Origin of the sequence: Phytoactinopolyspora limicola (assembly GCF_011320225.1) — a bacterium.
In the GTDB taxonomy this organism is placed as follows: Bacteria; Actinomycetota; Actinomycetes; order Jiangellales; family Jiangellaceae; genus Phytoactinopolyspora; species Phytoactinopolyspora limicola.
Genome location: NZ_JAAOEN010000002.1, coordinates 358914 through 383059 on the forward strand (window position 1 = coordinate 358914; position 24146 = coordinate 383059).

Annotated in this window: 23 protein-coding genes; 8 read left to right on the forward strand and 15 right to left on the reverse strand. The window is 66.5% G+C overall.

All coding sequences use genetic code 11. The features are described 5' to 3' along the window. Entirely contained in the window at positions 1–687 is a 687-nt protein-coding gene (gene trhA / locus G8760_RS07320; RefSeq protein ID WP_166349037.1) for a PAQR family membrane homeostasis protein TrhA, read from the reverse strand. 147 nt (positions 688–834) lie between these two features. Between trhA and G8760_RS07325 the strand changes: the two genes are divergently transcribed. Together G8760_RS07325 and phoH2 are read left to right on the forward strand one after the other, a co-directional pair. Beyond that, entirely contained in the window at positions 835–1596 is a 762-nt protein-coding gene (locus G8760_RS07325; protein WP_166349077.1) for an isoprenyl transferase, read from the forward strand. 420 nt (positions 1597–2016) lie between these two features. After that, positions 2017–3357 carry an RNA 5'-3' helicase PhoH2 gene (phoH2, locus tag G8760_RS07330; protein WP_166349080.1) on the forward strand — a complete coding sequence of 447 codons (1341 nt, stop codon included), beginning with the start codon at positions 2017–2019 and terminating at the stop codon, positions 3355–3357. A 147-nt stretch (positions 3358–3504) separates the two neighbouring features. On the opposite strand, the gene G8760_RS07335 is transcribed toward phoH2, so the two are convergent. Beyond that, positions 3505–4926 (reverse strand): class II fumarate hydratase, encoded by a 1422-nt coding sequence (locus G8760_RS07335; RefSeq protein WP_246222467.1) that lies wholly within the window; start codon positions 4924–4926, stop codon positions 3505–3507. 284 nt (positions 4927–5210) lie between these two features. On the opposite strand from G8760_RS07335, the gene G8760_RS07340 reads away from it, so the two are divergent. Next, positions 5211–6227: a type IV toxin-antitoxin system AbiEi family antitoxin domain-containing protein gene (locus tag G8760_RS07340; protein WP_166349084.1), complete on the forward strand. Its 1017-nt coding sequence runs from the start codon at positions 5211–5213 to the stop codon at positions 6225–6227. 113 nt (positions 6228–6340) lie between these two features. On the opposite strand, the gene G8760_RS07345 is transcribed toward G8760_RS07340, so the two are convergent. The 3 genes from G8760_RS07345 to G8760_RS07355 all read right to left on the reverse strand — a co-directional run bounded on the left by G8760_RS07345 (position 6341) and on the right by G8760_RS07355 (position 9544). Further along, positions 6341–8389: a thioredoxin domain-containing protein gene (locus G8760_RS07345; RefSeq protein WP_166349088.1), complete on the reverse strand. Its 2049-nt coding sequence runs from the start codon at positions 8387–8389 to the stop codon at positions 6341–6343. Positions 8390–8529: 140 nt separating this feature from the next. Continuing rightward, positions 8530–8982: a VOC family protein gene (locus tag G8760_RS07350; protein WP_166349092.1), complete on the reverse strand. Its 453-nt coding sequence runs from the start codon at positions 8980–8982 to the stop codon at positions 8530–8532. A gap of 55 nt (positions 8983–9037) precedes the next feature. Continuing rightward, the gene (locus tag G8760_RS07355; RefSeq protein ID WP_166349095.1) at positions 9038–9544 is read right to left on the reverse strand and encodes a helix-turn-helix transcriptional regulator; all 507 of its coding nucleotides are present in this window, start codon (positions 9542–9544) and stop codon (positions 9038–9040) included. Between the two features lie 57 nt (positions 9545–9601). Here G8760_RS07355 and G8760_RS07360 point away from each other — a divergent pair, with 57 nt between their 5' ends. Beyond that, a complete protein-coding gene (locus tag G8760_RS07360) occupies positions 9602–10561 on the forward strand; it encodes a formylglycine-generating enzyme family protein (RefSeq protein WP_207782114.1) in 960 nt (319 codons plus the stop codon). A gap of 71 nt (positions 10562–10632) precedes the next feature. On the opposite strand, the gene G8760_RS07365 is transcribed toward G8760_RS07360, so the two are convergent. Together G8760_RS07365 and mca are read right to left on the reverse strand one after the other, a co-directional pair. Beyond that, the gene (locus tag G8760_RS07365) at positions 10633–10860 is read right to left on the reverse strand and encodes a hypothetical protein (protein ID WP_166349099.1); all 228 of its coding nucleotides are present in this window, start codon (positions 10858–10860) and stop codon (positions 10633–10635) included. Between the two features lie 125 nt (positions 10861–10985). Beyond that, entirely contained in the window at positions 10986–11858 is an 873-nt protein-coding gene (mca, locus tag G8760_RS07370) for a mycothiol conjugate amidase Mca (RefSeq protein WP_166349102.1), read from the reverse strand. 97 nt (positions 11859–11955) lie between these two features. On the opposite strand from mca, the gene G8760_RS07375 reads away from it, so the two are divergent. Together G8760_RS07375 and greA are read left to right on the forward strand one after the other, a co-directional pair. Beyond that, the gene (locus G8760_RS07375; protein WP_166349105.1) at positions 11956–12381 is read left to right on the forward strand and encodes a DUF4307 domain-containing protein; all 426 of its coding nucleotides are present in this window, start codon (positions 11956–11958) and stop codon (positions 12379–12381) included. Between the two features lie 244 nt (positions 12382–12625). After that, on the forward strand, positions 12626–13135 hold the full coding sequence (gene greA, locus G8760_RS07380) for a transcription elongation factor GreA (RefSeq protein WP_166349108.1): 510 nt from the start codon (positions 12626–12628) through the stop codon (positions 13133–13135). Positions 13136–13252: 117 nt separating this feature from the next. Here greA and G8760_RS07385 read toward each other — a convergent pair whose 3' ends face one another. The 6 genes from G8760_RS07385 to G8760_RS07410 form a co-directional block, all read right to left on the reverse strand. Further along, a complete protein-coding gene (locus G8760_RS07385; protein WP_211198948.1) occupies positions 13253–14113 on the reverse strand; it encodes an ABC transporter permease in 861 nt (286 codons plus the stop codon). Beyond that, a complete protein-coding gene (locus tag G8760_RS07390; protein WP_166349111.1) occupies positions 14110–15141 on the reverse strand; it encodes an ATP-binding cassette domain-containing protein in 1032 nt (343 codons plus the stop codon). The genes G8760_RS07385 and G8760_RS07390 overlap by 4 nt, the downstream gene beginning before the upstream one ends. A gap of 207 nt (positions 15142–15348) precedes the next feature. Continuing rightward, complete coding sequence (locus G8760_RS07395; RefSeq protein WP_166349114.1) at positions 15349–15723, reverse strand: DUF2089 domain-containing protein; 375 nt, start codon at positions 15721–15723, stop codon at positions 15349–15351. Further along, a complete protein-coding gene (locus tag G8760_RS07400) occupies positions 15720–16559 on the reverse strand; it encodes a hypothetical protein (RefSeq protein ID WP_166349117.1) in 840 nt (279 codons plus the stop codon). The genes G8760_RS07395 and G8760_RS07400 overlap by 4 nt, the downstream gene beginning before the upstream one ends. A gap of 67 nt (positions 16560–16626) precedes the next feature. Then, the gene (gene ilvA / locus G8760_RS07405; RefSeq protein ID WP_166349120.1) at positions 16627–17838 is read right to left on the reverse strand and encodes a threonine ammonia-lyase; all 1212 of its coding nucleotides are present in this window, start codon (positions 17836–17838) and stop codon (positions 16627–16629) included. 219 nt (positions 17839–18057) lie between these two features. Then, positions 18058–19452, reverse strand: a complete 1395-nt coding sequence (locus G8760_RS07410; RefSeq protein ID WP_166349123.1) for a M20/M25/M40 family metallo-hydrolase — start codon at positions 19450–19452, stop codon at positions 18058–18060. A gap of 210 nt (positions 19453–19662) precedes the next feature. Between G8760_RS07410 and G8760_RS07415 the strand changes: the two genes are divergently transcribed. Next, entirely contained in the window at positions 19663–20646 is a 984-nt protein-coding gene (locus G8760_RS07415) for a TIGR03557 family F420-dependent LLM class oxidoreductase (protein WP_166349126.1), read from the forward strand. Between the two features lie 78 nt (positions 20647–20724). On the opposite strand, the gene G8760_RS07420 is transcribed toward G8760_RS07415, so the two are convergent. Next, positions 20725–21864 (reverse strand): cystathionine gamma-synthase, encoded by a 1140-nt coding sequence (locus G8760_RS07420; protein ID WP_166349129.1) that lies wholly within the window; start codon positions 21862–21864, stop codon positions 20725–20727. A 61-nt stretch (positions 21865–21925) separates the two neighbouring features. Continuing rightward, on the reverse strand, positions 21926–22570 hold the full coding sequence (gene yczE, locus G8760_RS07425; protein WP_166349132.1) for a membrane protein YczE: 645 nt from the start codon (positions 22568–22570) through the stop codon (positions 21926–21928). Positions 22571–22613: 43 nt separating this feature from the next. On the opposite strand from yczE, the gene yczR reads away from it, so the two are divergent. After that, a complete protein-coding gene (gene yczR / locus G8760_RS07430) occupies positions 22614–24101 on the forward strand; it encodes a MocR-like transcription factor YczR (RefSeq protein ID WP_166349135.1) in 1488 nt (495 codons plus the stop codon). Positions 24102–24146 lie beyond the last annotated feature (45 nt).

Here is a 24146-nt window from a genome sequence, read left to right on the forward strand (position 1 = left end):
CTAGTGTGCCGCGACGGCTCCCACACCGAATGCCGCGAGCCAGATACCGACGTGGTGGCTGGCGAAGCCGGCAAGGGTAAAGGCGTGGAACACCTCGTGGAAGCCGAACCAGCGCGGCCATGGATTAGGACGCTTCACCCCGTACACCACCGCTCCCGCGGTGTAGAGAAGCCCGCCGGCGATGATCAACGCCACCACCGCGGCACCCCCGTGGGCTGCGAACTGTGGCAGCCAGAACACCGCGGCCCAGCCCAGCGCGATGTAGATCGGGACGTACAACCACCGCGGCGCACTCAGCCAGAACACCCGGAATCCGACGCCCAGCAAGGCACCGATCCAGACCAGTGAGAGCAGCACGCGGGCCGACTCCGACGGCAAGATCAGCAGCGTGAACGGCGTATAAGTGCCTGCGATGATCAGAAAGATGTTGGCGTGGTCAAGCCGCTTGAGCGACGCCGCTACCCGAGGCGACCAGTGCCCCCGATGGTAGAGGGCACTGATACCGAAGAGCAGCGCGGCGGTCAACGTGTAGAGCGCCGCACTGGCCCGAACCATCGCCGTCGGTGCCAGGATGACAAGCGTGAGCCCGGCCACGACCGCCACCGGGAACGTCGCAGCGTGCAGCCATCCGCGCAGCTTGGGACGGACCGCGGCTAGAGCATCGCGAACCTGCGCGTCGATCGGCATGCTTCCACGGTAAACCACAACACCGACCGTCCGCCCAACACCCGTGGCGGCCACCGGACAACCAAACCGCGGGCTCAACCGTCCAAGATGTGAACGGGGTAGTCTTCTCGCCGGAGCGGTACGCACCGGCGGCGGAAGGAGGTGGTCATGGGCCTGTCCGAGGTGGTCTACCGGGTCTATGCACGCACCTTGCAACGGCAACTGGAGCCGGCCCGGCTTCCCGAACATGTGGCGGTTATCCTCGACGGCAACCGGCGCTGGGCGCGAGCGTTCGGTGCTCCCACCGCCAGTGGCCACCAGGCTGGAGCCGAGAAAGCCCAAGAGTTCCTCACTTGGTGCGACGAACTGCGCATCCCGGTGGTGACGTTGTGGCTGCTCTCCACTGACAACCTCGACCGGCCGGAGGGTGAGCTTGTACCCCTGCTGGGGATTATCGAAGGCCTCATCGACAAACTCGCCGGAGCCCGCCGTTGGCGGGTACACCCAGTAGGCGCACTCGACCTGCTGCCCGACCGCACCGCGACCGTGTTGAAGGAGGCCGCCGACACCACCCGCGACGTCGTCGGGATGCACGTCAACGTCGCCGTCGGATACGGCGGCCGGCGCGAGATCGCCGACGCGGTTCGGGCGCTGCTGCTGGAACACTCCGAGCGCGGTACCTCGCTGGAAGAACTCGCCACGTCTATCACCGCCGAAGACATCGCCCAGCACCTGTACACCAAGGGCCAGCCCGACCCGGACTTGGTCATCCGGGCTAGCGGCGAGCAGCGGCAGTCCGGTTTCCTGCTCTGGCAGAGCGCGAACTCCGAGTACTACTTCTGCGAGGCCCTGTGGCCGGACTTCCGTCACGTCGACTTCCTCCGTGCGTTGCGTTCGTATAGCGAGCGGGAGCGCCGCTTCGGCCACTGAGGACGTGGCAGCGCGGACGGTCGAGTCCGTCGTCGTACCTGATCCAGGTTCGTCGTCGTTCCTCATCCAGGTTCGTCGTCGTTCCTCATCCAGGTTCGTCGTCGTTCCTCATCCAGATCCAGGGACGGGCGCCACGGACCGAGCACAACCCCGGTACCCCGCACCACCCGCTACGGAGTGTTCACCAGCGGACAGCAATGTTCACCACCCGTTCTGGCGTGTCCGGGCGCACCCGGCACCATCCCATGTACCCTGGTCAGTGACGGTTGGGGAGTGAACCAGCCGTTCGGGAGGCTCGTCCAACGTGCTGCTACCACGGCGCGATGGGAGGGCCGGCACCCGGCCCTCGTGGCCCGGTCCCGGCTCTTCACGCGACTAGGAAGTCTGAGTCGGGTGCGCTCAGGCACGAGGGAGACGGACGTGGCCGCTTCCAGGACTCACACTCGTCATCACCCGGTCCCATCCAGCCAGCGCACGACGTACGTTCTCGACACCAGCGTGTTGCTGGCCGACCCGTACGCGATCCTGCGCTTCGCCGAGCACGAGGTCGTGCTTCCGATCGTCGTCATCACCGAGTTGGAGGGTAAGCGACACCATTCGGAGCTGGGCTACTTCGCGCGCAGCGCGTTACGGCTGCTCGACGAGCTTCGCATCGAGCATGGACGGCTCGACGAGCCGTTGCCGGTCGGAGCCGACGGCGGCTCGGTGCGCGTCGAACTCAACCACTCCGATCCAGAGGTGCTGCCGGCCGGCTTCCGGCTTGGCGACAACGACTCCCGCATTCTGGCCGTGGCACTGAACCTCGCCGCGGACGGCCGGCACGTCGTACTCGTCTCCAAAGATCTGCCGATGCGCGTCAAAGCATCGTCGGTCGGTTTGCAGGCGGAGGAGTACCGTGCGGAGGCCGTCGTCGAGTCCGGGTGGACCGGCATGGCCGAGATCGACGTCGGTGGGTCGGTCCTGGACGAGCTGTACCAGGGCGGCACCGTCGACCTCCAAGCGGCCCGTGAGCTGCCCTGTCACACCGGGGTGGTGTTGCACAGCGAGCGAGGCAGTGGTTTGGGCCGGGTCACCGCGGACAAATCCGTTCAGCTGGTTCGGGGCGACCGTGAGGCGTTCGGCCTACATGGGCGGTCGGCGGAGCAGCGCATCGCACTCGATCTGCTGCTCGACGACCAGATCGGGATCGTCTCACTCGGCGGACGGGCAGGTACTGGCAAGTCGGCGTTGGCGCTCTGCGCCGGGCTCGAGGCGGTGCTGGAGCGGCGGCTGCACAAGAAGGTGATCGTCTTCCGCCCGCTCTACGCGGTCGGCGGCCAAGAGCTCGGCTATCTCCCGGGCAGCGAGACGGAGAAGATGAGTCCGTGGGGGCAGGCCGTATATGACACTCTTGGAGCGCTGACCACTCAAGACGTCGTCGACGAGGTCATCGAACGCGACATGTTCGAGGTGTTGCCCTTGACCCACATCCGGGGCAGGTCTCTGCACGACGCATTCGTGATCGTCGACGAAGCCCAGTCGCTGGAACGCAACGTCTTGTTGACGGTGTTGTCGCGGATCGGGAGCAACTCCCGAGTGGTACTCACCCACGATGTCGGCCAGCGCGACAATCTACGAGTCGGCCGGTACGACGGCATCGTCGCGGTGGTCGAGAAGCTCAAGGGACATCCACTGTTCGCACACGTCACCCTGACCCGCTCCGAAAGGTCACCGATCGCCGCCCTGGTCACCGAGATGTTGGAACAGCCACCCGTCTCGTGACCGCCCGGTGATCGTTGCCGCTTTTCCGCCCTCCCACCCGGTGATCGTTGCCCATCGTGCGTCGCTATAGCGACCGGATCCCGGCAACGATCACCCGGGGCTGGCGACCGGATCCCGGCAACGATCACCGGGGCTTGGGCCACGTCCTCAGGGACGAGTCATCCGCAGGACGTCGAGCGCCTCGTCGAGCTGCGCCTCGGTGAGCTTGCCCTGGTCGATGTAACCGCGCTCCACCACGACCTCGCGGATCGTCTTGCGCTCCGCCAGGGACTGCTTGGCGACCTTCGCGGCTTCCTCATACCCGATGTAGCGGTTGAGCGGGGTGACGACGGACGGCGACGACTCCGCGTACTCCCGGCACCGTTCCTCGTTGGCCGCTAGCCCGTTCACGCAACGGTCGGCGAATAGCCGGCTGATATTGGCCAGCAGCCGGATCGACTCCAACAGGTTGCGGGCGATCACCGGCAGCATGACGTTCAGCTCGAAGTTGCCCGACGCCCCGGCGAAGGCGACCGTAGCGTCGTTGCCGATCACCTGGGCGCACACCATACATAGGGCCTCCGGGATCACCGGGTTGACCTTGCCCGGCATGATCGACGAGCCGGGCTGAAGGTCGGGCAAGGCAAGTTCTGCCAGACCGGTGCGCGGCCCGGATCCCATCCAGCGCACGTCGTTGGAGATCTTGTTCAACGAGACCGCGATGGTCCGCAGCTGGCCCGACAACTCGACCAGCCCGTCCTGTGCGCCTTGCGCCTCGAAGTGATTGCGCGCTTCGGTGAACGGCAGTCCGGAGTCTGCTGCGAGCCGGCTAATCACTTTCTCGGCGAAGCCGGGCGGCGTGTTGATACCCGTGCCCACCGCGGTACCGCCCAGCGGAAGCTCGGCCACTCGCGGCAGCGCTGACTCCAGCCGCTCGATCCCGTATCCGATCTGCGCCGCGTAGCCGCCGAACTCCTGGCCCAGGGTGACGGGGGTGGCGTCCATCAGGTGGGTCCGGCCGCTCTTGACCACCGACGCGAACTCGTCCGCCTTGGCCGACAGCGCGTCGCGCAGATGCTGGAGCGCCGGGACCAGGTCGCGTACGACGGCCACCGTGGCAGCAACGTGGATCGCCGATGGGAAGACGTCGTTGCTTGATTGCGACGCGTTGACGTGGTCGTTCGGGTGGACCGGACTACCTAGGCCTTCGGTGGCGAGGGTGGCGATGACCTCGTTGGCGTTCATGTTGCTGGACGTGCCGGAGCCGGTCTGGAACACGTCGATCGGGAAATGATCGTTGTATTCGCCACGGGCTACCTCGGCGGCGGCGGCGTGGATCGACTGGCCGATGTCGGCGTCAATCACACCCAGCTCGGCGTTGACGGTCGCGGCGATACCCTTGATCGATGCGAGCGCGTGGATCAGGGAGTTCTCGATCCGGGTGCCGGAGACGGGGAAGTTTTCGACGGCCCGCTGAGTCTGGGCGCGGTATTTGGCTGTGGCCGGGACTCGGACCTCGCCCATGGTGTCGTGCTCGATGCGATAGTCGGTGTCCCCAGACATGGTGGAGTTCGTAGCGTCGTCGCTCATGCCCATATCATCCCGCGTGGCGGCCGGCATCATCCCGCGGGGCGCCCAGCCCGCCCCCACTCCCCGTGATCGTTAGCAGTTTTCCGCCCCCACTCCCCGTGATCGTTGCCGGGTTTGCGTCGCCATAGCGACCGGATGTTGAGTTCGATCACCGGGTTGGAGGGCAGATATCCGGCAACGATCACCGAAGTTGTCCACAGGTTTAGGCGCCGAGGAGCCAGAGTTTTCCACAACTGCCCAGCAAGGTCTTACGCAGACACAGCAGGCATCACACGCTCTTCGGCATGGACGACGATCTCAAGCACCTGGCCACGACCCAACTCGACCTGATCACCCACACCCAAGCGCTACAGTCCGGCATGACGCCGTCGGCGATCCGGCACAAACTACGTAGCAAACGCTGGACTCGGATACTCCCAGGGGTCTATGCGATATTCAATGGCCAACTCACCCCGGCTCATCATGTCTACGCGGCATCGATGTACGGCGGCACGTCGGCCAGGATCACTGGTGCGCGCGCCTGTCAGCTCCTTGGACTGCGGTACGTCCCCGACGACGAGGGCGTCCAGTTGCTGGCTCGCCCCGAGGACCGGCGACCCCAGGCCGGATTCGTTCGGATCATCGTCACGACGCGGCTACCGGGCTACCAGCTTTGGCGACCTTCACCCGCCGAGGCATCGGCATTCGTCAAACCCGTCCGGGTCGCCTCGGTGGCACGCGCCGTTATGGACACCTCTCGAACGGTCGGCCTCATCACTGCCCGCACCATCCCACGGCGCGCCAACGGACAACCGATTCTCACCGTCCCGGGGGCCGACGTCGCCTATCGCAAAGCCCTCCAAGATGTGCGTGCCCTGACATGCGAAGCTATCCAGCGCGGCCTGACTACGGTTGACGCGCTCGCTGATGAGCTAGAGCACGGTCCACGTCGTGGCTCGGCGTTGGCACGTCGGGCGGTCGACGATGTGTCGGCGGGCTGCAGGTCGGCCCCTGAGTGCGAGCTACGGGACCTGATCGCGTCATCCGAGATCTTGCCAACTCCGACGTACAACGGACCGCTTCCTGGGCTGCCGAATCTGGTTCCCGATGCCTATTTCTCGATCCGCAGGCTGATCGTCGAGGTCGACTCGGTGGAATGGCATCGATTCGGAGACATGTACGAGAAGACCGAGCAGCGACGGGCTTTGCTCGCTTCACATGGCTGGCTCGTCATCCCGGTTTCACCGCAACGGCTACGTGCATGCCCCCATGATGTGCTGGCCGAGATCGAAGCGGCCTACCTGTCCGAACGTGCCGCCTAGACCCGTGATCGTTAGCAGTTTTCCGCCCCCACTCCCCGTGATCGTTGCCGGGTTTGCGTCGCTATAGCGACCGGATCCCGGCGACGATCACGGGGAGTGGGGGCGGAAAACTGCTAACGATCACTGAACGACATCTGGGTGGCCAACTCCGCCACGTCACTGGCAGGTCGGGCACACACGAAATGACGGCACACGTACGCCGCCGGTGCATCGTCGACGAGGGGGCGCTGGCGAAGCAATGGCACCATCGACGACGACGGATCCCGCGGGTCACCGGCCACAACGGCTGCCCCGGCCGCCGCCTGCCGCAAGGCGGCCTGGTGCAACTCCCAGGTGCGCGGATCAGCAGGGTCGCCGACGACGGCCACCTCGACCGGACCGGCCAACAGCGCCTCGGCCGTCGCCAGGCCCCATCCGGCGAAGCGCGGGGCCTGCACGGCCAGGGCGTCATACACGCCAAGCGCCGCCTCCGCCGCTTCCCGATGCCGCGCCGAGCCCGTATACGCCGCGAACGTCAAGAGCGCACCTGCGGCCGCGGACCAGCCGGACGGGGTGGCGTTGTCGGTCGGGTCCTGCGGTCGGCGCACCCCGGCCAACCGGCTGTCAGTAGTGTCGTCGCCGGTGTCGAAGAACCCTCCATCCGGGTCGGCGAAGCGCCCGAGGACGGTGTCGAGTAACTGCTCAGCCAGGGACAACCAGGCCGGGTCGCCCGTAACGGCCAACAGGGCCAGGAATCCCTCGGCGAGGTCGGCATAGTCTTCGAGCACACCGTCGGGTTCGCCGACCACCCCGCGGCGCGATACTCGGCGCAGCCGCCCACGTTCGTCAAGGTGCACCCGGATGAGCAGATCCGCGCACTCGACCGCGGCGTCGACCCAGGCCGGCTCGTCAAACAGGGCACCAGCCTCGGCCAGGGCCGCGATGGCCAGGCCATTCCAGGCGGTGACGACCTTGTCGTCGAGTGCGGGCTGCGGTCTCTGCTCGCGAGCTGAGAGTAGGCGGGCGCGGACCCGTGCCCACCGATCCGGGTCGGCCGGGTCGGCTGGGAGCTGAAGGGTGGAATAGCCCCGCTCGAAGGTCCCGGCCTCGGTGACACCGAGGAGTTCGACGGCCCAGGCGGCGTCGGCGGCGTCGAGGGCTTCGTAGATGTTGGCCGGCGTCCACACGTAGGACGCACCTTCGGCCGGCTGACCGGACACGGGATCGACGGCGTCCGCGTCGAGGGCACTGGCGAACGCACCCTCCGCGGTCCGTAGGTCGCGCATCAGGAACTCGGCGGTCTCTCGTGCGACGCGGGCTGCCAGCGGCGAACCGGTGGCCCGCCACAGGTGGGTGTAGACGCGAAGCAACAACGCGTTGTCGTACAGCATCTTCTCGAAGTGCGGCACCACCCAGGCCTGGTCCACGCAGTAGCGGGCGAATCCGCCGGCCAGCTGGTCGTAAAGGCCACCGCGGGCCATCCGCTCAGCGGTACGTTCCACCATGTGCAGGGCGGAGTCGGAGGCGGTGCGGGCATGGTGCCGGAGGAGGAACTCCAGCACCATGGACGGCGGGAACTTGGGTGCACCCCCGAACCCGGCGTGTTCCTCGTCGAACGAAGCGGCCAACCGGTGCACCGCGGCGTCGAGCTGTTCTGCCGACGGCGCTGGCCGTTCGGCAACGGTGCGCGGACCGTCCAGGCGCTGCGCGATCTCCTGCGAGGCGTTCTCCACCTGATCGCGCCGCTGTCGCCAGGCATCGGCCACCGCCTCCACCACCTGGCGGAACGACGGCAGACCTGGGCGGGGCTGCGGCGGGTAGTACGTTCCGGCGTAGAACGGTTTGCCGGCGGGGGTGACGAACACCGTCATCGGCCAGCCACCCTGACCGGTCAGGGCCTGCACCGCCTCCATGTACACGGCGTCGACGTCGGGCCGTTCCTCGCGGTCTACCTTGATCGCCACGAACTGCTCGTTCAGGAGGGTGGCGATGGCCTCGTCCTCGAACGACTCGTGTGCCATGACGTGGCACCAGTGGCAGGCCGCGTAGCCAACACTGATCATCACCGGCACATCCCGGCGCTCCGCTTCGGCGAAGGCGTCGTCGCCCCATTCCCACCAATCAACCGGGTTGTCTTGGTGTTGGAGGAGGTAAGGACTCGACGCGTTGCTGAGGCGGTTCACCCAGGTCCTTCGTCGTGTAGGCAGTGGCACGGATCAATCTCTACCAACCACGCTACCCGGGTGCCGCCGATTCACCGGAATCACCGAACAATTCAGGCGAACATCCACCGGTGCCGACCATCCGGACCACGCAGGCATGGTCAGGAAGGGAACGCATCCTTCATCGCATCGGGATCGAGCGCCTCGTCGTTGATCTCGTTCAGGCTGTACCAGTTACCCGAGACGTCTCTGAACACTGCCTCCACACCGTACGGGCGGTCGGTCGGCTCCTGGAGGAACTCCACACCCCGAGCGGCAAGTACCTCGTAGGTCTTCCGGCAGTCTTCGGTGTGCCAAGCACCGCCGCTGAGCACACCCTTCGCCATCAGGGCCCGGATCATTGCCGTCGTCTCGTCGTCGTGTTTCGGTGCGCCCGGCACGGTCAACGCCAGCTGGAAGTCGGGGGCACCGGCCGGACCCACGGTCAACCACCGGTACCCGACGCCCATTGTCAGGTCGTGCCGGACCTCGAAGCCCAGCTTGTCGACGAAGAAGGCCTTCGCTTCGTCGTAGTCATGGACATAGACGCCGGCCACGCCAAGTTTCGTGATCATTTCGCGCTCCTTGTATATCGAGTCCGCAGACGCGGCTGGATGAACACGATCGACGTTACGGCCGCGCGGTCACCGTTGGCTTCTCCGGCATTGCTCTGTGTGCCTCGACGTCCGGCGGCGGCGCGTGGTCAGCTGACGTCTGTGCCGACGGGCGCTTGGGTGGGGGTGCCGTCAGCATGAGCACGTAGCATCCAGGGATAGGGGGCGGCCCGGCCTGATGGGCCTCACGCTGATATTGCGCGGGTGACACCCCTACCAGTTCCCGGAACAAGCTGCTGAACGACCCCAGGCTCGAGAAGCCCACCAGGTGGCATACCTCGGTGACGGTTAAGTTGACCGAACGCAGTAGTTCTTGGCCGCGCTCGACCCGCCGTCGGGTCAGGTATCGGCCGGGCGTCTCTCCGTAGGCCGACCGGAACGCCCGGACGAAGTGAAACCGTGAATACCCCGCAGCCGCGGCGATGCGGTCGAGGTCGAGCGGCTCGGCGTAGCAGCGGTCGATGAGGTCACGAGCTTTGCGCACCGCTATCAGGGTTTCGACGGCGGTTCGACTGGCAGCCATGGTTCTTCAGTCTATTCGGGCCCACCGACACTATTCCCGACGCGATAAGGTCATGACGTGACCGGATCAGCCGCTTGTTGCGGGGCCGCCCGCGACCCCGACCAGCCGTCCGCCGTCGCACCCGACGCCACGATCCCTACCGGACCCGGCGTCGGCTCGGCGGGTATGGTCTTGCTGCCCGGCGGGGCGTTCATCATGGGAACCGACCGTACGGACGGTTACCCGGCGGATGGCGAAGGTCCGGCTCGCGAGGTGACACTCAGCCCGTTCTGGATCGATACCACCACCGTCAGCAATGAGAACTTCTCCACGTTCGCCGACGCGACCGGATGGGTCACCGTGGCCGAGCGGCTCGGCACATCGTTCGTGTTCGCCGCGTATTTGCCCGCGAACTTCCCACCAACCCGCGCCGTCTCCGACGCACCCTGGTGGCGGGAAGTGCAGGGCGCTGACTGGCGGCATCCGGAAGGCCCCCAATCCACCATCGCTGACCGGATGGATCATCCAGCCGTCCATCTGACCTGGCGAGACGCGCGCGCCTACGCGAATTGGGCCGGCAAACGACTGCCCACCGAGGCCGAGTGGGAATACGCAGCCCGTGGTGGCCTCGTCCAGCAGCGGTACCCGTGGGGCGACCAACGCGAACCAGCCGGCGAACATCGCATGAACGTCTGGCAGGGGACGTTCCCCACAAGAGACACCGGAGCCGACGGCTACGTCGGCACCGCGCCGGTAGACGCCTACCCACCCAACGGTTATGGCTTATACAACACGACCGGCAATGTCTGGGAATGGTGCGCGGACTGGTTCGACCCGGTCTGGCATCGGGATGGCCCGCGAGTGGACCCGACCGGGCCGCCGTCGACCGGTCGTAAGGTGATGCGTGGCGGCTCACACCTGTGCCACGCGAGCTACTGCTACCGCTACCGGGTCGATGCCCGCAGCTCGAACACTCCCGACAGTTCCGCCGGCAACATCGGCTTCCGCTGCGTTCGATCGGCCGACACCGCCAACTAACCGTTTGATGCGACGTCGGCTGGCACGATCAACGCCCCGCGTCCGTGCCCGGTGATCTCGGAGGGGCGGTGCTACTCGGCGGTCCGCTCGGAGCGGGAGACGCGCCGCTGTTCGCCACCCTCGGACTCGTCGAAACTGATCCGCCCGATCTGTTTGCGCATGCTCCGGTACAACACGATGACGACGAGGAGCAATGCGGCGACGATCCAGAAGGCGGCCGAACCAGCGCTCACCGACAGGCCGCCGACCTCTCCGGTGCGGCCATCACGGAACATTCCCACGGCCATCAACACGTCCACACCACTCACCTTACTCCCACCCATGACGCCAGCCCGCGACGGTCTCCACATGCGGCGTTACGCGCCACTCAGCCACACCCTGGCGGTATCTCACGGTTCCCGGAGCTGTCAGCGGTTCGGCGCTGTCAGCGGTTCGGCCTGACCCCCGCGAACAGGTCGTTCTCCGGGAGTTCGGCGTCGACCATGGAACGGACCAACTCGTAGTCCTCGGTGGGCCAAGCGGCCTGGTGCACCGCCAGCGGTACCGCGAACCATGGCCCCTCGGGGTCGATCTGTGTGGCGTGCGCCAGCAGCGCCTTGTCTCGCACCGGGAAATACTCCGCACATTCGACCCGGGTGGTGATCCGCCGATCCCATGCCGGGTCCGGTTCCCACTCCTTCAACCGCTGCTCATAAGGAGACTCGAGACCACGTCGGAGCATCTCTTCATGTAAGGCGACATGGCGCTGCCGGTGGAACGAGTGGTGGTAATACAGCTTGACGGGCTGCCAAGGCGGGCCCGCCTCCGGGTACAACGCGCCATCACCCGCGGCGTCGAACGCCGCCACGCTGATCTTGTGGCACATGATGTGATCCGGATGTGGGTAACCGCCGTTCTCGTCATAGGTGGTGACGACGTGTGGCCGGAACCGACGGATGGACTCGACCAGCCGGCTGGCGGCCCGCTCGACCGGCTCGGTGGCGAACGACCCCTCTGGCAGCGGGGGCGGCGGGTCACCTTCCGGGTACCCGGAATCGACGAAACCGAGCCATTCCTGCTCGACGCCGAGAATCTCGCGAGCACGGTCCATCTCCTGACGACGGATCTCGCTGATGTTGGCGAGGACGTCAGGCCGATCCATGTTCGGATTGAGGATGGATCCACGCTCACCACCGGTGCAGGTGACGACCAGAACCTCGACCCCTTCGGCCACATACCGGGCCGTCGATGCCGCACCCTTACTCGACTCGTCATCCGGATGCGCGTGGACGTGCATCAGCCGGAGTTGTTCTGCCATCAGCTACCTCAACCTCGTATCACCGGGCCCACGCACGCTCCGCGGCCCACCAAGAGATAATGGTGCCATTGACGACCGACAGCCTTCCGGAGCCCCGTTGACCAACCCCGACACAGATCCGATCGCCGCCCGGTACGGACGTGCCACTGAGCACCTGGGCCAGGGGGCAACGGAGTCTGGCCATCGGCGCCGCAATGTGATCATCATCGTCGTGGTCGCGGTGATCGCCGCGGTGGCTACCTGGCTCATCATCGACTCGCAGCGGGGCGCCATCCGGACCGCACTGCACTCGTGGCACGATCCGGTGGACGGCGTCATGCCGGTGACGGTGGAGGTGGATCGCTCCCCCAGTACCGCCCTCACCTGTCAACTCATCGCCGTCGACGCGCGGTTCATCGTGGTCGGCCAACTCGAGTTCGAGGTCCCGGCGGGTGAACCAGCGCGGCAACGGGTGGCCGTCGAGATCCCATTGCGCGGCGATGGCATCGCCCCTGAGCTGATCAGCTGCCAACGGCAGGAATGATTCGTCGCTCGATTCCCGCTGGACGGACTGCCAGCGCTTCTTCGTCGACATAACCTGGGGTTGGACGGCGATCCAGGTGCGCCGCGTGAGTTGGCCTCCGGCCTCGCGGGATCGCCAGCGAGCAGGCCGAGTTGGTACTGTTGTCTATTCTTCCTGAACTCGACGCTCACCGGGTCAAGGCCCGGTTCCGGACCACACCCTTCTCCGGGTGTGGTCTCGTAACGATAGGCAAGGAGCAGATGCTGTGACCGCTGCAAGCGACAATGTCGCATGGCTCACCGAAGACGCTTACAAGCGCCTTCAGGACGAGCTCGAGTATCTGATGGGACCGGCTCGCACCGAGATCGCCAAGCGCATCGAGGCCGCTCGGGCGGAGGGTGACCTCTCGGAGAACGGGGGTTACCACGCTGCCAAGGAAGAGCAGGGCAAGCAGGAAGCCCGGATCCATCAGCTGCAGCAGCTATTGCAGAGAGCCAAGGTCGGCGAGACCCCTGCCGACGACGGCATCGTCGAGCCCGGCATGATCGTAGAGATCAAGTTCGCTGGCGACGACGAAGTCGAGCGATTCCTGCTTGGCTCCCGCGAGCTGGCCTCTCTCGATGAGTCCGTGGAGTTAGAGGTCTACTCCCCGCAGTCGCCGCTCGGCGCGGCGATCAACGGCAAGAAGGCTGGCTCCACGGCCTCCTATGAGGCGCCGAACGGGCGCACGGTGAAGGTGGAGATCCTCACTGTGAAGCCCTACACCGGCAGCTGACCAACAGACCGTTCATCGACACAGGGCCCGGAAGACATGGTCTTCCGGGCCCTGTGTCGTACCCCTTTCGGCTCGGCCACGTGGGGCAGCCGCGTTGCTGGCGCGCCTCCGAGTTGGCTACTTGCTGGCGGCTGCCTTGTACTTGCGGACCGCCAGGGGCGCGAAGACGCCGATGATCACGACACACCACAGCAGCGCCGCCAACACCGCATTCTGCATGGGCCAGGCGTCGGAGACGATGATGCTCTGGTTGCCGAAGAGGTCACGAGCAGCCGCCACCAGCGCACTGATCGGGTTCCATTCAGCGATGTTGCGGACCACCGTCGGCATGGATTCCGGCGGCACGAACGCGTTGGAGAGGAAGACGACGGGGAACAGCCAGATCAGTCCTGCCGATGCGGCCACCTGCGGGTTCCCGACGGACAGACCGATGAGGGCGCCCACCCACAACATGGCGAACGCGAACAGCAGCATCAGGCCGACACCGCCGAGGAACGGCAGCACACCATTGTGCACCCGCCAGCCGACGATCAAGCCGCAGATCATCATGATGATCAGAACGACGAACTGACTGGCCAGGTCCGAGACGACCCGACCGGCAATTACACCCGAACGGGCCATCGGCAGTGAGCGGAACCGGTCGATCAGACCCTTATGCATATCGTCCGCTAGGCCTACACTAGCCGGCGCCACCGCGAACGCCATGGTCTGCACGAAGATCCCGGCCATCAGATATTCGCGATATGCACCGGCGATGTTCTCCGCACCGGGCACCTGGATGGCGCCACCGAACACGTACGCGAACAGCAGCACGAACATGATCGGTTGGATGAACATGTAGATCTGCGTGTCCGGTACCCGAAGGCCACCCCTGATGTTGCGCCAGGCGATGATCATCGTGTCGTTCAGCACCTGGCTCAAACCGCTGTTCTTCGGCGGCTGCGTCGTCGTGCTGGGTGTCAGATCGGTGGTGCTCACTTGGCCGCCTCCTTCGCCGCCGCGTCCGTACCCGCCGCCGCGTCCGTACCCGCCGCCGCGTCCGTACTCGCGGCCTCGTCCTCGGCGTGTCTCCCGGTGAGCTCCAAGAAGACGTCGTCAAGGGTTGGCCGGCGCAGCGCGATGTCGTCGATCTCGACCTTGTGCTCGTCGAGGTCGCGGATGACGTGGACCAGGCCCTTCGAGCCCATTGTTGTGGGGACGGTGAGTTTGCGGGTGTGTTCGTCGACGACGCACTGGCCGTCGCTGCCCCGCTGCAAGATCTCAATCGCCCGCTGCATCAACGCCGGATCGTGGACGACTACCTCGATGCGCTCGCCACCCACTTTGGCCTTGAGCTCGTCCGCGGTTCCTTCGGCGATGATCCGGCCGTGGTCGATGACCACGATCCGGTCCGCCAAAGCGTCGGCCTCCTCGAGATACTGGGTGGTGAGCAGGATGGTTGCACCGCCACGGACCCGCTGCCGGATGATGTCCCACAAGTCGAGCCGGCTGGCCGGGTCGAGGCCCGTTGTGGGTTCGTCGAGGAAGAGGATCTTCGGGTGGATGACCAAGCTGCCAGCGAGGTCGAGCCGCCGACGCATACCTCCCGAATATGTCTTGGACGGCCGGTCGGCCGCGTCGGTCAACGAGAACTGCTCCAACAACTCATCCGCCCGCCGCGCAGCCTGCTTGCTGGACAGCTGATAGAGGCGGCCGAACATCCACAGGTTCTCGCGCCCGGTGAGGTTCTCGTCGACGGCGGCGAACTGCCCGGACAGGCCGATACTGGACCGCACCGCCTGGGGCTGATCGGCGACGTCGTAGCCGGCCACGAGCGCGCGGCCGCCGTCGATGGGCAGCAAGGTGGTGAGCATCCGGACCGTGGTGGTCTTACCGGCGCCGTTGGGCCCCAACATGCTGACGACGGTGCCCTCGTCAACAGTGAGATCGACGCCGCTGACCGCCTTGACGGCCTTGTCGCCGGAGCCGAAAGTCTTGACCAGACCTTCGGCGATGATTGCATTCACTGCACATTCCTTTCATGAGTCGCCTACCTCCATGGCAACCGTCAGTAGGCGATCCGGCTCACGCGACCACCGCGCGAGCAAACTTCGTGCCTTGCCACAACTCGGGGGATTTGGCCCCACCGCACCACCGTGCCGCCTATCCCTGCGTCAGGGTCAAGCAGCTCGATCGGCGACTCTCAACACTCCACGCCCGCAGGCAACCGGCACCTATCTCAGAAGCTCGGTCGCCTCGTCGAGATCGAGCTCACCGATGGCCAGCCTCCGCAGGACGTCCTCCCGGTCGACCGGCTCGATGACAGCGTCCACTACCCCCGTTTCCTCTATGCCAAGACGTCCCAGTAGTTCGGCATAACGAATCCGGGCCGTCGGATAGCTCACCCCTAGTTCACGGGCGAGCTCTTTCATATTGCCTCGCGAGGCAAGGAACGCGCTCAGTATTTTCCGGTCTTGTGCCCCCAGCGAACAGTAGGCACAGGAGGTAAAACGCCCGGACAACTCGGTCCCGCAGGAACTACACGCCAGCCGCGTGACGTGCAGCACGTCGGCACAGACCGGGCAATCCCTCGGGGCCTGATGGGTCATCTCACGTCTCCGCGATCTGGCGTGCGCAGGGTGACCGAACCCATGACGACCTCGACGTCGATCTCCGCGCCGCCGAGGCCAACCACGACATCACGGTGCCGATCCCGGTTTCGCCGCTCCGGCTCAACCGAGAATCGACCGAGTTGCACGTCGGAGCGCACCCGGGCGTCGGACCCGTTCTCGAGGGTCAGCTGCAACGAACCCGACTCACAGCGGAACCTGGACTGGCCATACGTCTGCACCGTGTGAACCTGGGCCGAGCCGGCTTGCATCAGCAGATCGATCGGGCTCTGGGCACCACGGACCCGTAGCGAGCCCGCCGTCATCCGCACGTGATCGAGATGCGGGACCCCCTCGACGCTCAGTGATCCGGCGATGACCTCTACGCCCACCGGGATGTCAGGCTGCACACGTACTGTCAGCTCAAGGCCTTGCCCGAGGCTGTGCTGCACTTGGTCGGCGACCTCGCGCCAGCGACCGCCCACCAGCAGAACGAAGGCGTTGTCGGTGGGCACCAACTCAGTCTCACCTGCGACGAGGAGGGTGGAGCCGTCCCTACGCACACTGTGCGGCCCGTCGATGGCGGCCGTCGCCACCGTCGGATCGCCAATGACCCTGACCCGACGCGAGGTGGCTCGCACCTGCACCCGGCGGATCTCGCCGATCGACGGCAGCGTCGCTCCCTCGAGCGGCTCAGCCGTCACTGGTGCCCGCTCGTGCACCTGCTCCGGTGAACTGACGGCCAGCTCGTCCAGAAGCCGGGAGGCCTCAGCCGGATCGATCTCGCCCGACGCTACCTTCTGCAGAATCTCACGCTTCCCGTCACCCTCAGCCATGCCTCATAGCATGAAGGTGACTTTAGATAATGTCAATTCTGATTTAGCAAAACGAAAGTCGACCGGCCTATTCCTCCGGAATGGACATCGGGTAGTTCGACTGCCGAAGCCTGGACAGCACCCGGGCGCGATGCTCCGGGCCGCGGGTCTCCAGCTGCAACGCCACCTCCACCTGGTCGACCGGCAACGACGCCGCGGTGCGTTCATGCACGACGTCGAGCACGTTCGCATCCACCGACGCGAGCTCACTCAGCAACTGCGCAAGCGCCCCCGGGGCATCGGCCACCCGCACCCGGATCGATAGGTAACGCCCGGCAGCCGCCATACCGTGCCGGACCACGCGCATCAACAGCAACGGATCGATGTTGCCTCCGGACAGGACCGCCACCACCGGCGGTTCGTAGGCGCCCGCGTCTTCCAGGATCGCTGCCACCGCTGCCGCCCCGGCCGGCTCCACGACCTGTTTGGCCCGCTCCAGCAGCGAGACGAGCGCCCGCGACAGCGACTCCTCGCCGACCGTGACGATGCCGTCGACGTTCTCCTTGATCAGCTCGAACGGCACGTCACCGGGGCGGCCGACCGCGATGCCGTCGGCCATGGTGGACATCCGCTCCAGCGACACCGGCATGCCCGCTTTCAACGACACCGGGTACGCGGCGGCGCCCTCAGCCTGAACCCCGACCACCCGGACCTGAGGCCGCAACTGGCGCACCGCGAACGACACACCAGCCAGCAGCCCACCACCGCCAGTACCAACCAGGATGGTTCGTACGTCAGGACACTGTTCGATGATCTCGGTGCCGACGGTTGCCTGCCCGGCCACGATGTCGGGATGGTCGAACGGGTGGATCAGCACGGCACCCGTTTCGGCCGCGAAGGCCCGTGCGGCCAGCAGCGCCTCGTCGACGGTTGCGCCGGCGAACCGTACGTCCGCGCCATACGCCTGAGTGGCCCGCTCTTTGACGATCGCCGCGCCTTCCGGCATGAACACCGTCGCCGGAGTACCGAGCATGCTGGCGGCCAGCGCCACCCCTTGAGCGTGGTTGCCCGCGCTGGCCGCCACCACGCCGTACTCCCGTTCCTCCGGCGACAGCCGCGCGATCCGCACGTACGCCCCGCGGATCTTGAACGAACCGGCCCGCTGCAAGTTCTCACACTTGAGGTGAACCGGCCCGCCCACCTTGCCGCCAAGCCAGCGAGAGTCTTCCAGCGGAGTCGGCCGCACCACGTCGCGGAGCATCTCGCGGGCAGCGTCGACCTCCTGCATCGTCAGGTCCATAGCCCGAATCCTGTCACCACCCACGCACGGACGCGAACAGCAGCGCACGTCCACGGGGCTCGTCGGCGACACGACGCACTATCGCAACGCCCTGAGCTGGACCGACAGGCTCGCCAACACCAGCCATCCGGAGCGGACCAACCGGCTAAGCCAGGCTCACCCATCACCTCGGCACACCTGTCGGGCCGGCCGGCCGCAGCTCTAAGCCCGATGGGTCCACTATCCGCCGTCGGCTGGGCGGCCCGGGACCCGATGCCGGATCACTCGATACGACGCCGCTGCGATGATCTCCGCCGCGGTACGCAACCGATCCGGGCTCACCCGGTCGATCGTGTCGAGCGGCTGGTGATATGTCGGCTCGAGCGCCGCGGTGACCGGGTCGCGCCAGATGAAGTTGACCGCTGGGACGCCGATCTCATGGAACGCTTGATGGTCGCTGGCTCCCCGGTGGTAGGGCGAGCGCACGATGTCGCCGTAGCCGAGCCGCTCCGCGGCTTGCCGGCCGGCCCGCGACACGAGGTTGTCCGCCGGGTCGTCAACGCCGGTTCCATTGAGCGTGTTCATGAACAGGGTGTTCTGCTCTGGGCTCGCGGTGCCGACCATGTCCATGTTGAAGTTCGCGATGATCCGGTCCCGCTCCGCCGCAGGCAGGTTCTGGGCGTAATGACGGGAGCCTCTCAACCCCACTTCCTCCGCCCCGACCGCCGCGAAGCGGATCTCCGTCGCGGTGGGCAGCTGCGCGTTGATCCGGGCGAGTTCCAGCATGACGGCGACACCGGAAGCGTTGTCGCTGGCACCGGGTGATGCAGGCACGGAGTCGTAGTGCGCCGAAAAGATCACGACCTCGTCGCGCGCGCCGCGGCCGGGCAAGGTAGGTGCCTTGGTAGCGATGACGTTCTGCGAGGTCTGATATCGGTTCATCCGCAGCGTCGCTCCGTCGTCCGCCGCCGCGCGCAGGAGTTCACCCTGTTCGTCGTTCATGGTGACGAAGGGAATCGGGCTGTCGGCGACCGTCGCGGAGAAGATCCGCCAGTCGTCGTTCTGGATCGCCACCCCGACGGCACCGGCTTCGGCCGCGTTCCCGACGATGTCGGCGAACGTGTTCCCGCCCCGCTGGACTAAAGCGATGGCGCCCGCCGTGGCGGCAGGGAAGTCGGCCGGGCTGCCGAATCCCGCATCCACGACAGGAGCGGTGATGCCGTCACCGTCGGTCAGCGCGGATCCACCGCCGGCGCGGACCAGCAGCGCCGTACCGTCCGGGCCGCCCACGTGGAGGTACCCGACTGTGTTGACGTACGGGAACTCCTGGACCTCCACGTCGTAGCCGAGACTCTCGAGCTCGTCGGCGATGTAGGACGCGGCCGCGTCCTCCTCGGGTGAGGACGCCACTCGCGGTCCGATATCGACGGTCAGCGTCTCGATGTGGCCCATGATGCGGTCGGCATCGATGCGCGCCGTGACGATCTTGTCATGGGCTTGGTCGGACGCTCCGCGACTGTCCGCGGCCGGCGCAGCACCGCCCGACGCCGACGTCGCGGCCGGAGCCGTCGCGGCGATCAAAGCGACCGCTCCGACACCGGCGAGGAGCCGCCGAGAGAGTGGAATGTGGTTCATGTTTCCTCCTCGAGGCACGCCCGTCGGTCGGACGGACGCGAGATGGAGCAGGACGGGGTGTGCCGCGGACGATAAAGAGGCGGAGCCCAGCCGGGAACAGCTTTTGAGTAACTGTTGAGGTTCACACCGGCCACGGAGGAACGCGGTGCGGCATCGCCCGCCGGGCGGACGGCCACAAAGCCCTCCTATGCAGGGCACTAGGCTGGACATATGAAGCTTGCGTGGTTGTGTAGTCACGAGTCCTATCAGCCCGAGGTCCTGCTGGAGCACGCGGTCCTCGCCGAGCAGTCCGGCTTCGACGTCGTCACCGGGGCGGATCACTTCCACCCGTGGGTCGACGACGCGTCAGCGTCCAGCTTCGTGTGGAGCTGGTTCGGCGCGGTGGCACAGGCCACCTCCCGCGTCGAGTTGGCTACGAGCGTCACGGCGCCGTTGTTCCGCTACCACCCCGGATTGATCGCCCAGGCGGCCGCCACCATCGACCGGCTGTCGGGAGGACGATTCATCCTCGGCGTCGGCACCGGGGAGGCGATCAACGAGGCTCCCCTCGGGTACGAGTTCCCGGGTTACACCGAGCGGATCGCCCGGATGGAGGAAGCGCTCACCATCATGCACGGCCTGCTGGCCGGCGAGAAGCTCGACATCGACGGCGAGTACTACCAGGCGCGGACCGCGAAGCTGTACAGCCCGCCGGTCGGCCGGGTGCCGGTGTGGATGGCCGCGGGCGGACCGAAGTCGGCCACCTTCGCCGGGCAGCACGCCGAAGGGTTGATCACGAGCGTCAAAGACCCCGCCGACGCGCTGGAACGAGTGATCAAGCCGTATCGCGAGGCTGCCGCGGCCCGGGGTGCGTCGACCACCATCATGGCCACCCGGTGGGTGGTGCTCGCCGGCAACGACGACGAGGCGTGGGACGCGTTGCAGGCCATGCGCGGGCTGCGGGCACCTGGGCGGCTCGAGGTGGCCGATCCGATGATCCTGCGGGAACGGGCGGACGAGATGGATCGGCAGGAAATCCTGAGCAAGTACACGATCGTGCGTGACCTCGATCAGCTCGCCGATGCCTACCGGCCCCTGGTTCAGGACGTCGGCGCTGACTACGTCGCGATCCAGGTGGCCAGCCTCGACCCGGTGGGCACCATCAAGGAGGTCGGAACGCAGGTTCTGCCCGCCCTGCGCGAAGCCACCGCCTAAGCGGCCGCCTCTAAGAATCGGTGATCGTTGCCGCGTTTGCGCCGTCATAGCAGCGCAAACGCGGCAACGATCACTCTGTCAGGGGGTGAGGGCGTGGTCGAGGTCGGCCAGTAGATCGTCGACGGTCTCGATGCCGACCGACAACCGCACCAGGTCCGCCGGGACTTCCAAAGCGCTACCCGCCGCACTCGCATGTGTCATCCGGCCCGGGTGCTCGATCAACGACTCGACGCCGCCCAGCGACTCGGCCAGCGTGAAGACCCGCGCCCGGTTGCACACCGCCACCGCCGCCTCTTCACCACCGGCCACCCGGAACGACACCATGCCACCGAAGCGGCGCATCTGCCGCGCGGCGACCTCATGGCCGGGATGGTCCGCGAGCCCGGGGTAGAGCACTTCGGTCACCGCCGGATGAGCGCTCAGCGTCGCCACGATCCGCTCGGCGTTGTCGCTGTGCCGCTCCATCCGCAAGGCGAGTGTCTTCAGGCCGCGTAGCACCAGCCACGCGTCGAACGGGCCGGCCACCGCACCGATCGCGTTCTGGTGGAAAGCCAGCTGCTCGCCGAGCTCCGGATCGGCCGCCACAATAGCCCCGCCCACGACGTCGGAGTGTCCGCCGCAATATTTGGTGGTCGAGTGGACGACGACGTCGGCACCGAGCGTGAGCGGCTGCTGTAGATACGGCGTGGCGAAGGTGTTGTCGACCACCAGCAGCGCCCCGGCGTCGTGTGCGGTGTCGGCCAGCGCCTTGATGTCGGCGACGTTGAGCAGCGGGTTAGTGGGGGTTTCGACCCAGACCACCGCCGTCGACGGTTGCAGCGCCGCCCGCACGGCGGACACGTCGGATACCGGCACCGCCGTCCACGACACCCCCCAGCGCTCCAGCACCTTGCTAAATAGCCGATATGTGCCGCCGTAGGCGTCATTGGGGATGACCACATGGTCACCGGGCCGCAACACGGTGCGCAGCAGCGTGTCCTCCGCGGCCATCCCGCTGGCGAACGCGAGGCCGCGCGCACCTTGCTCAAGGGCCGCGACGCACTCTTCCAGCGCGGTCCGGGTGGGGTTGGCCGACCGGCTGTATTCGTATCCGCCCCGCAGCCCGCCAACGCCATCCTGCGCGAAGGTGCTCGTCGCGTGGATGGGCGGCATCACCGCACCGGTGGTGGGGTCCGGCTCTTGGCCGGCGTGGATCGCTCGAGTCTCGAAACCATACACGGAGTGGACCCTACGTCATCCCTCACACCGCCCCCATGATCATGAACACTTTTGCGTGCTATCACCCGGAAATATGTTCATGATCATGGGTGGGGACGGTGAGGCGGGGCAACAGCACGTGGACCAGGGGTCCGATGCTCAGCGCGTACAGCACCGTGCCGACCCCCACCGTGCCACCCAGCAGCCACCCGATGGCCAGCACCGTCAACTCGATGCCCGTACGCACCACACGCACCGAGTGGCCCGTAGTGCGGACCAGGCCAGTCATCAAGCCGTCTCGTGGCCCTGGGCCGAACCGCGCCCCGATGTAGGCAGCGGTGGCCACCGCGTTGAGCACTACGCCGGAGATCATGAACGTGATCCGGATCGCCATCGGCTCGGGCTCTGACAACACCCACATCGAGGCGTCGACGGCCAGGCCGATGACGATGACATTGCTCACCGTGCCCAGGCCCGGCCGCTGCCGCAGTGGGATCCAGGCAAGCAGTACCAGCGCCCCCACGATGATCGTCACCACGCCGATGGACAGTGGGGTACGCGATGCGACCCCTTGGTGGAAGACATCCCAGGGGTCGAGACCAAGGCCTGATTTGATCATCAGCGCCATGCTGAAGCCGTAGAGAAGGAGACCTAGGTAGAGCTGGCTGAGCCGGCGCGGCAGCGCTCGACGTGAGAGGTGGCTGAACACTCCGCCATCATCAACCATCGTTGGCCTTTAAATCCAGGACCACTTATGGAAAAGTGGCCTCATGAGATCCATCAATGGCCATCAATTGGCTCGGACTCTCGGGCAATGGCACCTGAATGATCAGCGCCGGCCCACCTACGTGCGGCTCGCCGCGGCCATTCGCGCGTTGATCCTCGACGGCCGGATGCCCCTGGACACCCGGCTGCCAGGCGAACGCGAACTGGCTACCGCCCTCGGCGTCAGCCGCACCACTATCACCGCCGCGTACGACCTCCTGCGCAACACCGGCTACGCCGCCAGCCGGCAAGGATCGGGTACCCGTACCGAACTCCCAGCGGCACCGGCGAACGGGCAAGCGCCCACCACCACCGGGTCGTGGGCACCGTTCGGGCCCGACGGCTCAGAGGTCCTCGACCTCGCCCACGCGTCCCCCGGGGCGCCAGGTCCCGCCCTACTGGACGCCCACCAGAACAGCCTCGCGCAGCTCGCCCGGCATCTACCCGGCTGTGGGTACAACCTGTTCGGCCTGACCGAGCTACGCGCCGCCGTAGCCGCCCGGTTCACGGCCCGCGGACTACCCACCGACCCCGGTCAGATCTTGGTGACCTCCGGCGCTCAACATGCGTTCTCACTGGTGGTCGGGCTGATGATCGACCCCGGTGACCGAGTGCTGATCGATCACCCCACCTACCCGAACGCGATCGATGCCATCCGTCGGGCCAACGCCCGTCCAGTGCCGGTCGCCCTCGTCGACGACGACCCCGCCGCCACAACAACAGCGGGCTGGGACGTCGACGCATTCGACGCGGCCATCCGCCAGACCGCGCCCCGGCTGGCCTACGTCGTGCCTGACTTCCACAATCCGACCGGCCTGCTGGCCACCGCCGATGAACGCCACGCCCTAGCGTCGTCGTTGAGCCGCTACCGCACCATGACCGTCGTCGACGAGACCCTGGTAGAACTCGCGTTGGACGGCGACGTGCCGCCACCGCTGGCCAGCTATTTACCGCCCGACCTGGCGATCACCATCGGCAGCGCGAGCAAAACCCTCTGGGGCGGACTCCGGGTCGGCTGGATCCGCGCCGAACCGTCACTCATCCGCCGACTGGCGGCAGTCCGGGCCAGCGTCGACATCTCCTCCCCCGTGATCAACCAACTGATCACCGCCGAGCTACTCACCTCACTCGACGACGTCCTCCACGACCGCCGGAGCGAGCTGCGACAGGGCCGAGACACGCTTATGGCGGCGCTGGCCGACCAACTGCCATCGTGGCAGGTCCGGTGCCCCCGAGGGGGCCTGGTGGTGTGGTGCGACATCGGCCGACCGGTGTCCAGCTCGCTGGTGGCCGCGGCCGAGCGGCTCGGCGTCCGGCTGGCTTCCGGGCCACGTTTCGGTGTGGACGGTGCCTTCGAGCGGCGGCTGCGACTGCCCTACACGCTGCCCGCCGACGCCCTGCACCAAGCGGTCGCCATGCTTGTACAGGCACACTCCACCGTCGCCGCCACACCGAAACGATCCAGCCAGGACCTGCACGACGTGTTCGCCTGATAGTCGCGAGCCGTCACAGCACCCACCGCCCGGCGTCGACTATCC

Bases quoted from the DNA above. Each gene is read 5' to 3' on its own strand.
- G8760_RS07410 (WP_166349123.1), bottom strand. From the start codon at position 19,452: ATGAACCACATTCCACTCTCTCGGCGGCTCCTCGCCGGTGTCGGAGCG.
- ilvA (WP_166349120.1), bottom strand. From the start codon at position 17,838: ATGGACCTGACGATGCAGGAGGTCGACGCTGCCCGCGAGATGCTCCGC.
- yczR (WP_166349135.1), top strand. From the start codon at position 22,614: ATGAGATCCATCAATGGCCATCAATTGGCTCGGACTCTCGGGCAATGG.
- G8760_RS07325 (WP_166349077.1), top strand. From the start codon at position 835: ATGGGCCTGTCCGAGGTGGTCTACCGGGTCTATGCACGCACCTTGCAA.
- G8760_RS07415 (WP_166349126.1), top strand. From the start codon at position 19,663: ATGAAGCTTGCGTGGTTGTGTAGTCACGAGTCCTATCAGCCCGAGGTC.
- G8760_RS07395 (WP_166349114.1), bottom strand. From the start codon at position 15,723: ATGACCCATCAGGCCCCGAGGGATTGCCCGGTCTGTGCCGACGTGCTG.
- yczE (WP_166349132.1), bottom strand. From the start codon at position 22,570: ATGGTTGATGATGGCGGAGTGTTCAGCCACCTCTCACGTCGAGCGCTG.
- G8760_RS07400 (WP_166349117.1), bottom strand. From the start codon at position 16,559: ATGGCTGAGGGTGACGGGAAGCGTGAGATTCTGCAGAAGGTAGCGTCG.
- G8760_RS07350 (WP_166349092.1), bottom strand. From the start codon at position 8,982: ATGATCACGAAACTTGGCGTGGCCGGCGTCTATGTCCATGACTACGAC.
- G8760_RS07355 (WP_166349095.1), bottom strand. From the start codon at position 9,544: ATGGCTGCCAGTCGAACCGCCGTCGAAACCCTGATAGCGGTGCGCAAA.
- trhA (WP_166349037.1), bottom strand. From the start codon at position 687: ATGCCGATCGACGCGCAGGTTCGCGATGCTCTAGCCGCGGTCCGTCCC.
- mca (WP_166349102.1), bottom strand. From the start codon at position 11,858: ATGGCAGAACAACTCCGGCTGATGCACGTCCACGCGCATCCGGATGAC.
- G8760_RS07340 (WP_166349084.1), top strand. From the start codon at position 5,211: ATGGACGACGATCTCAAGCACCTGGCCACGACCCAACTCGACCTGATC.
- G8760_RS07335 (WP_246222467.1), bottom strand. From the start codon at position 4,926: ATGAGCGACGACGCTACGAACTCCACCATGTCTGGGGACACCGACTAT.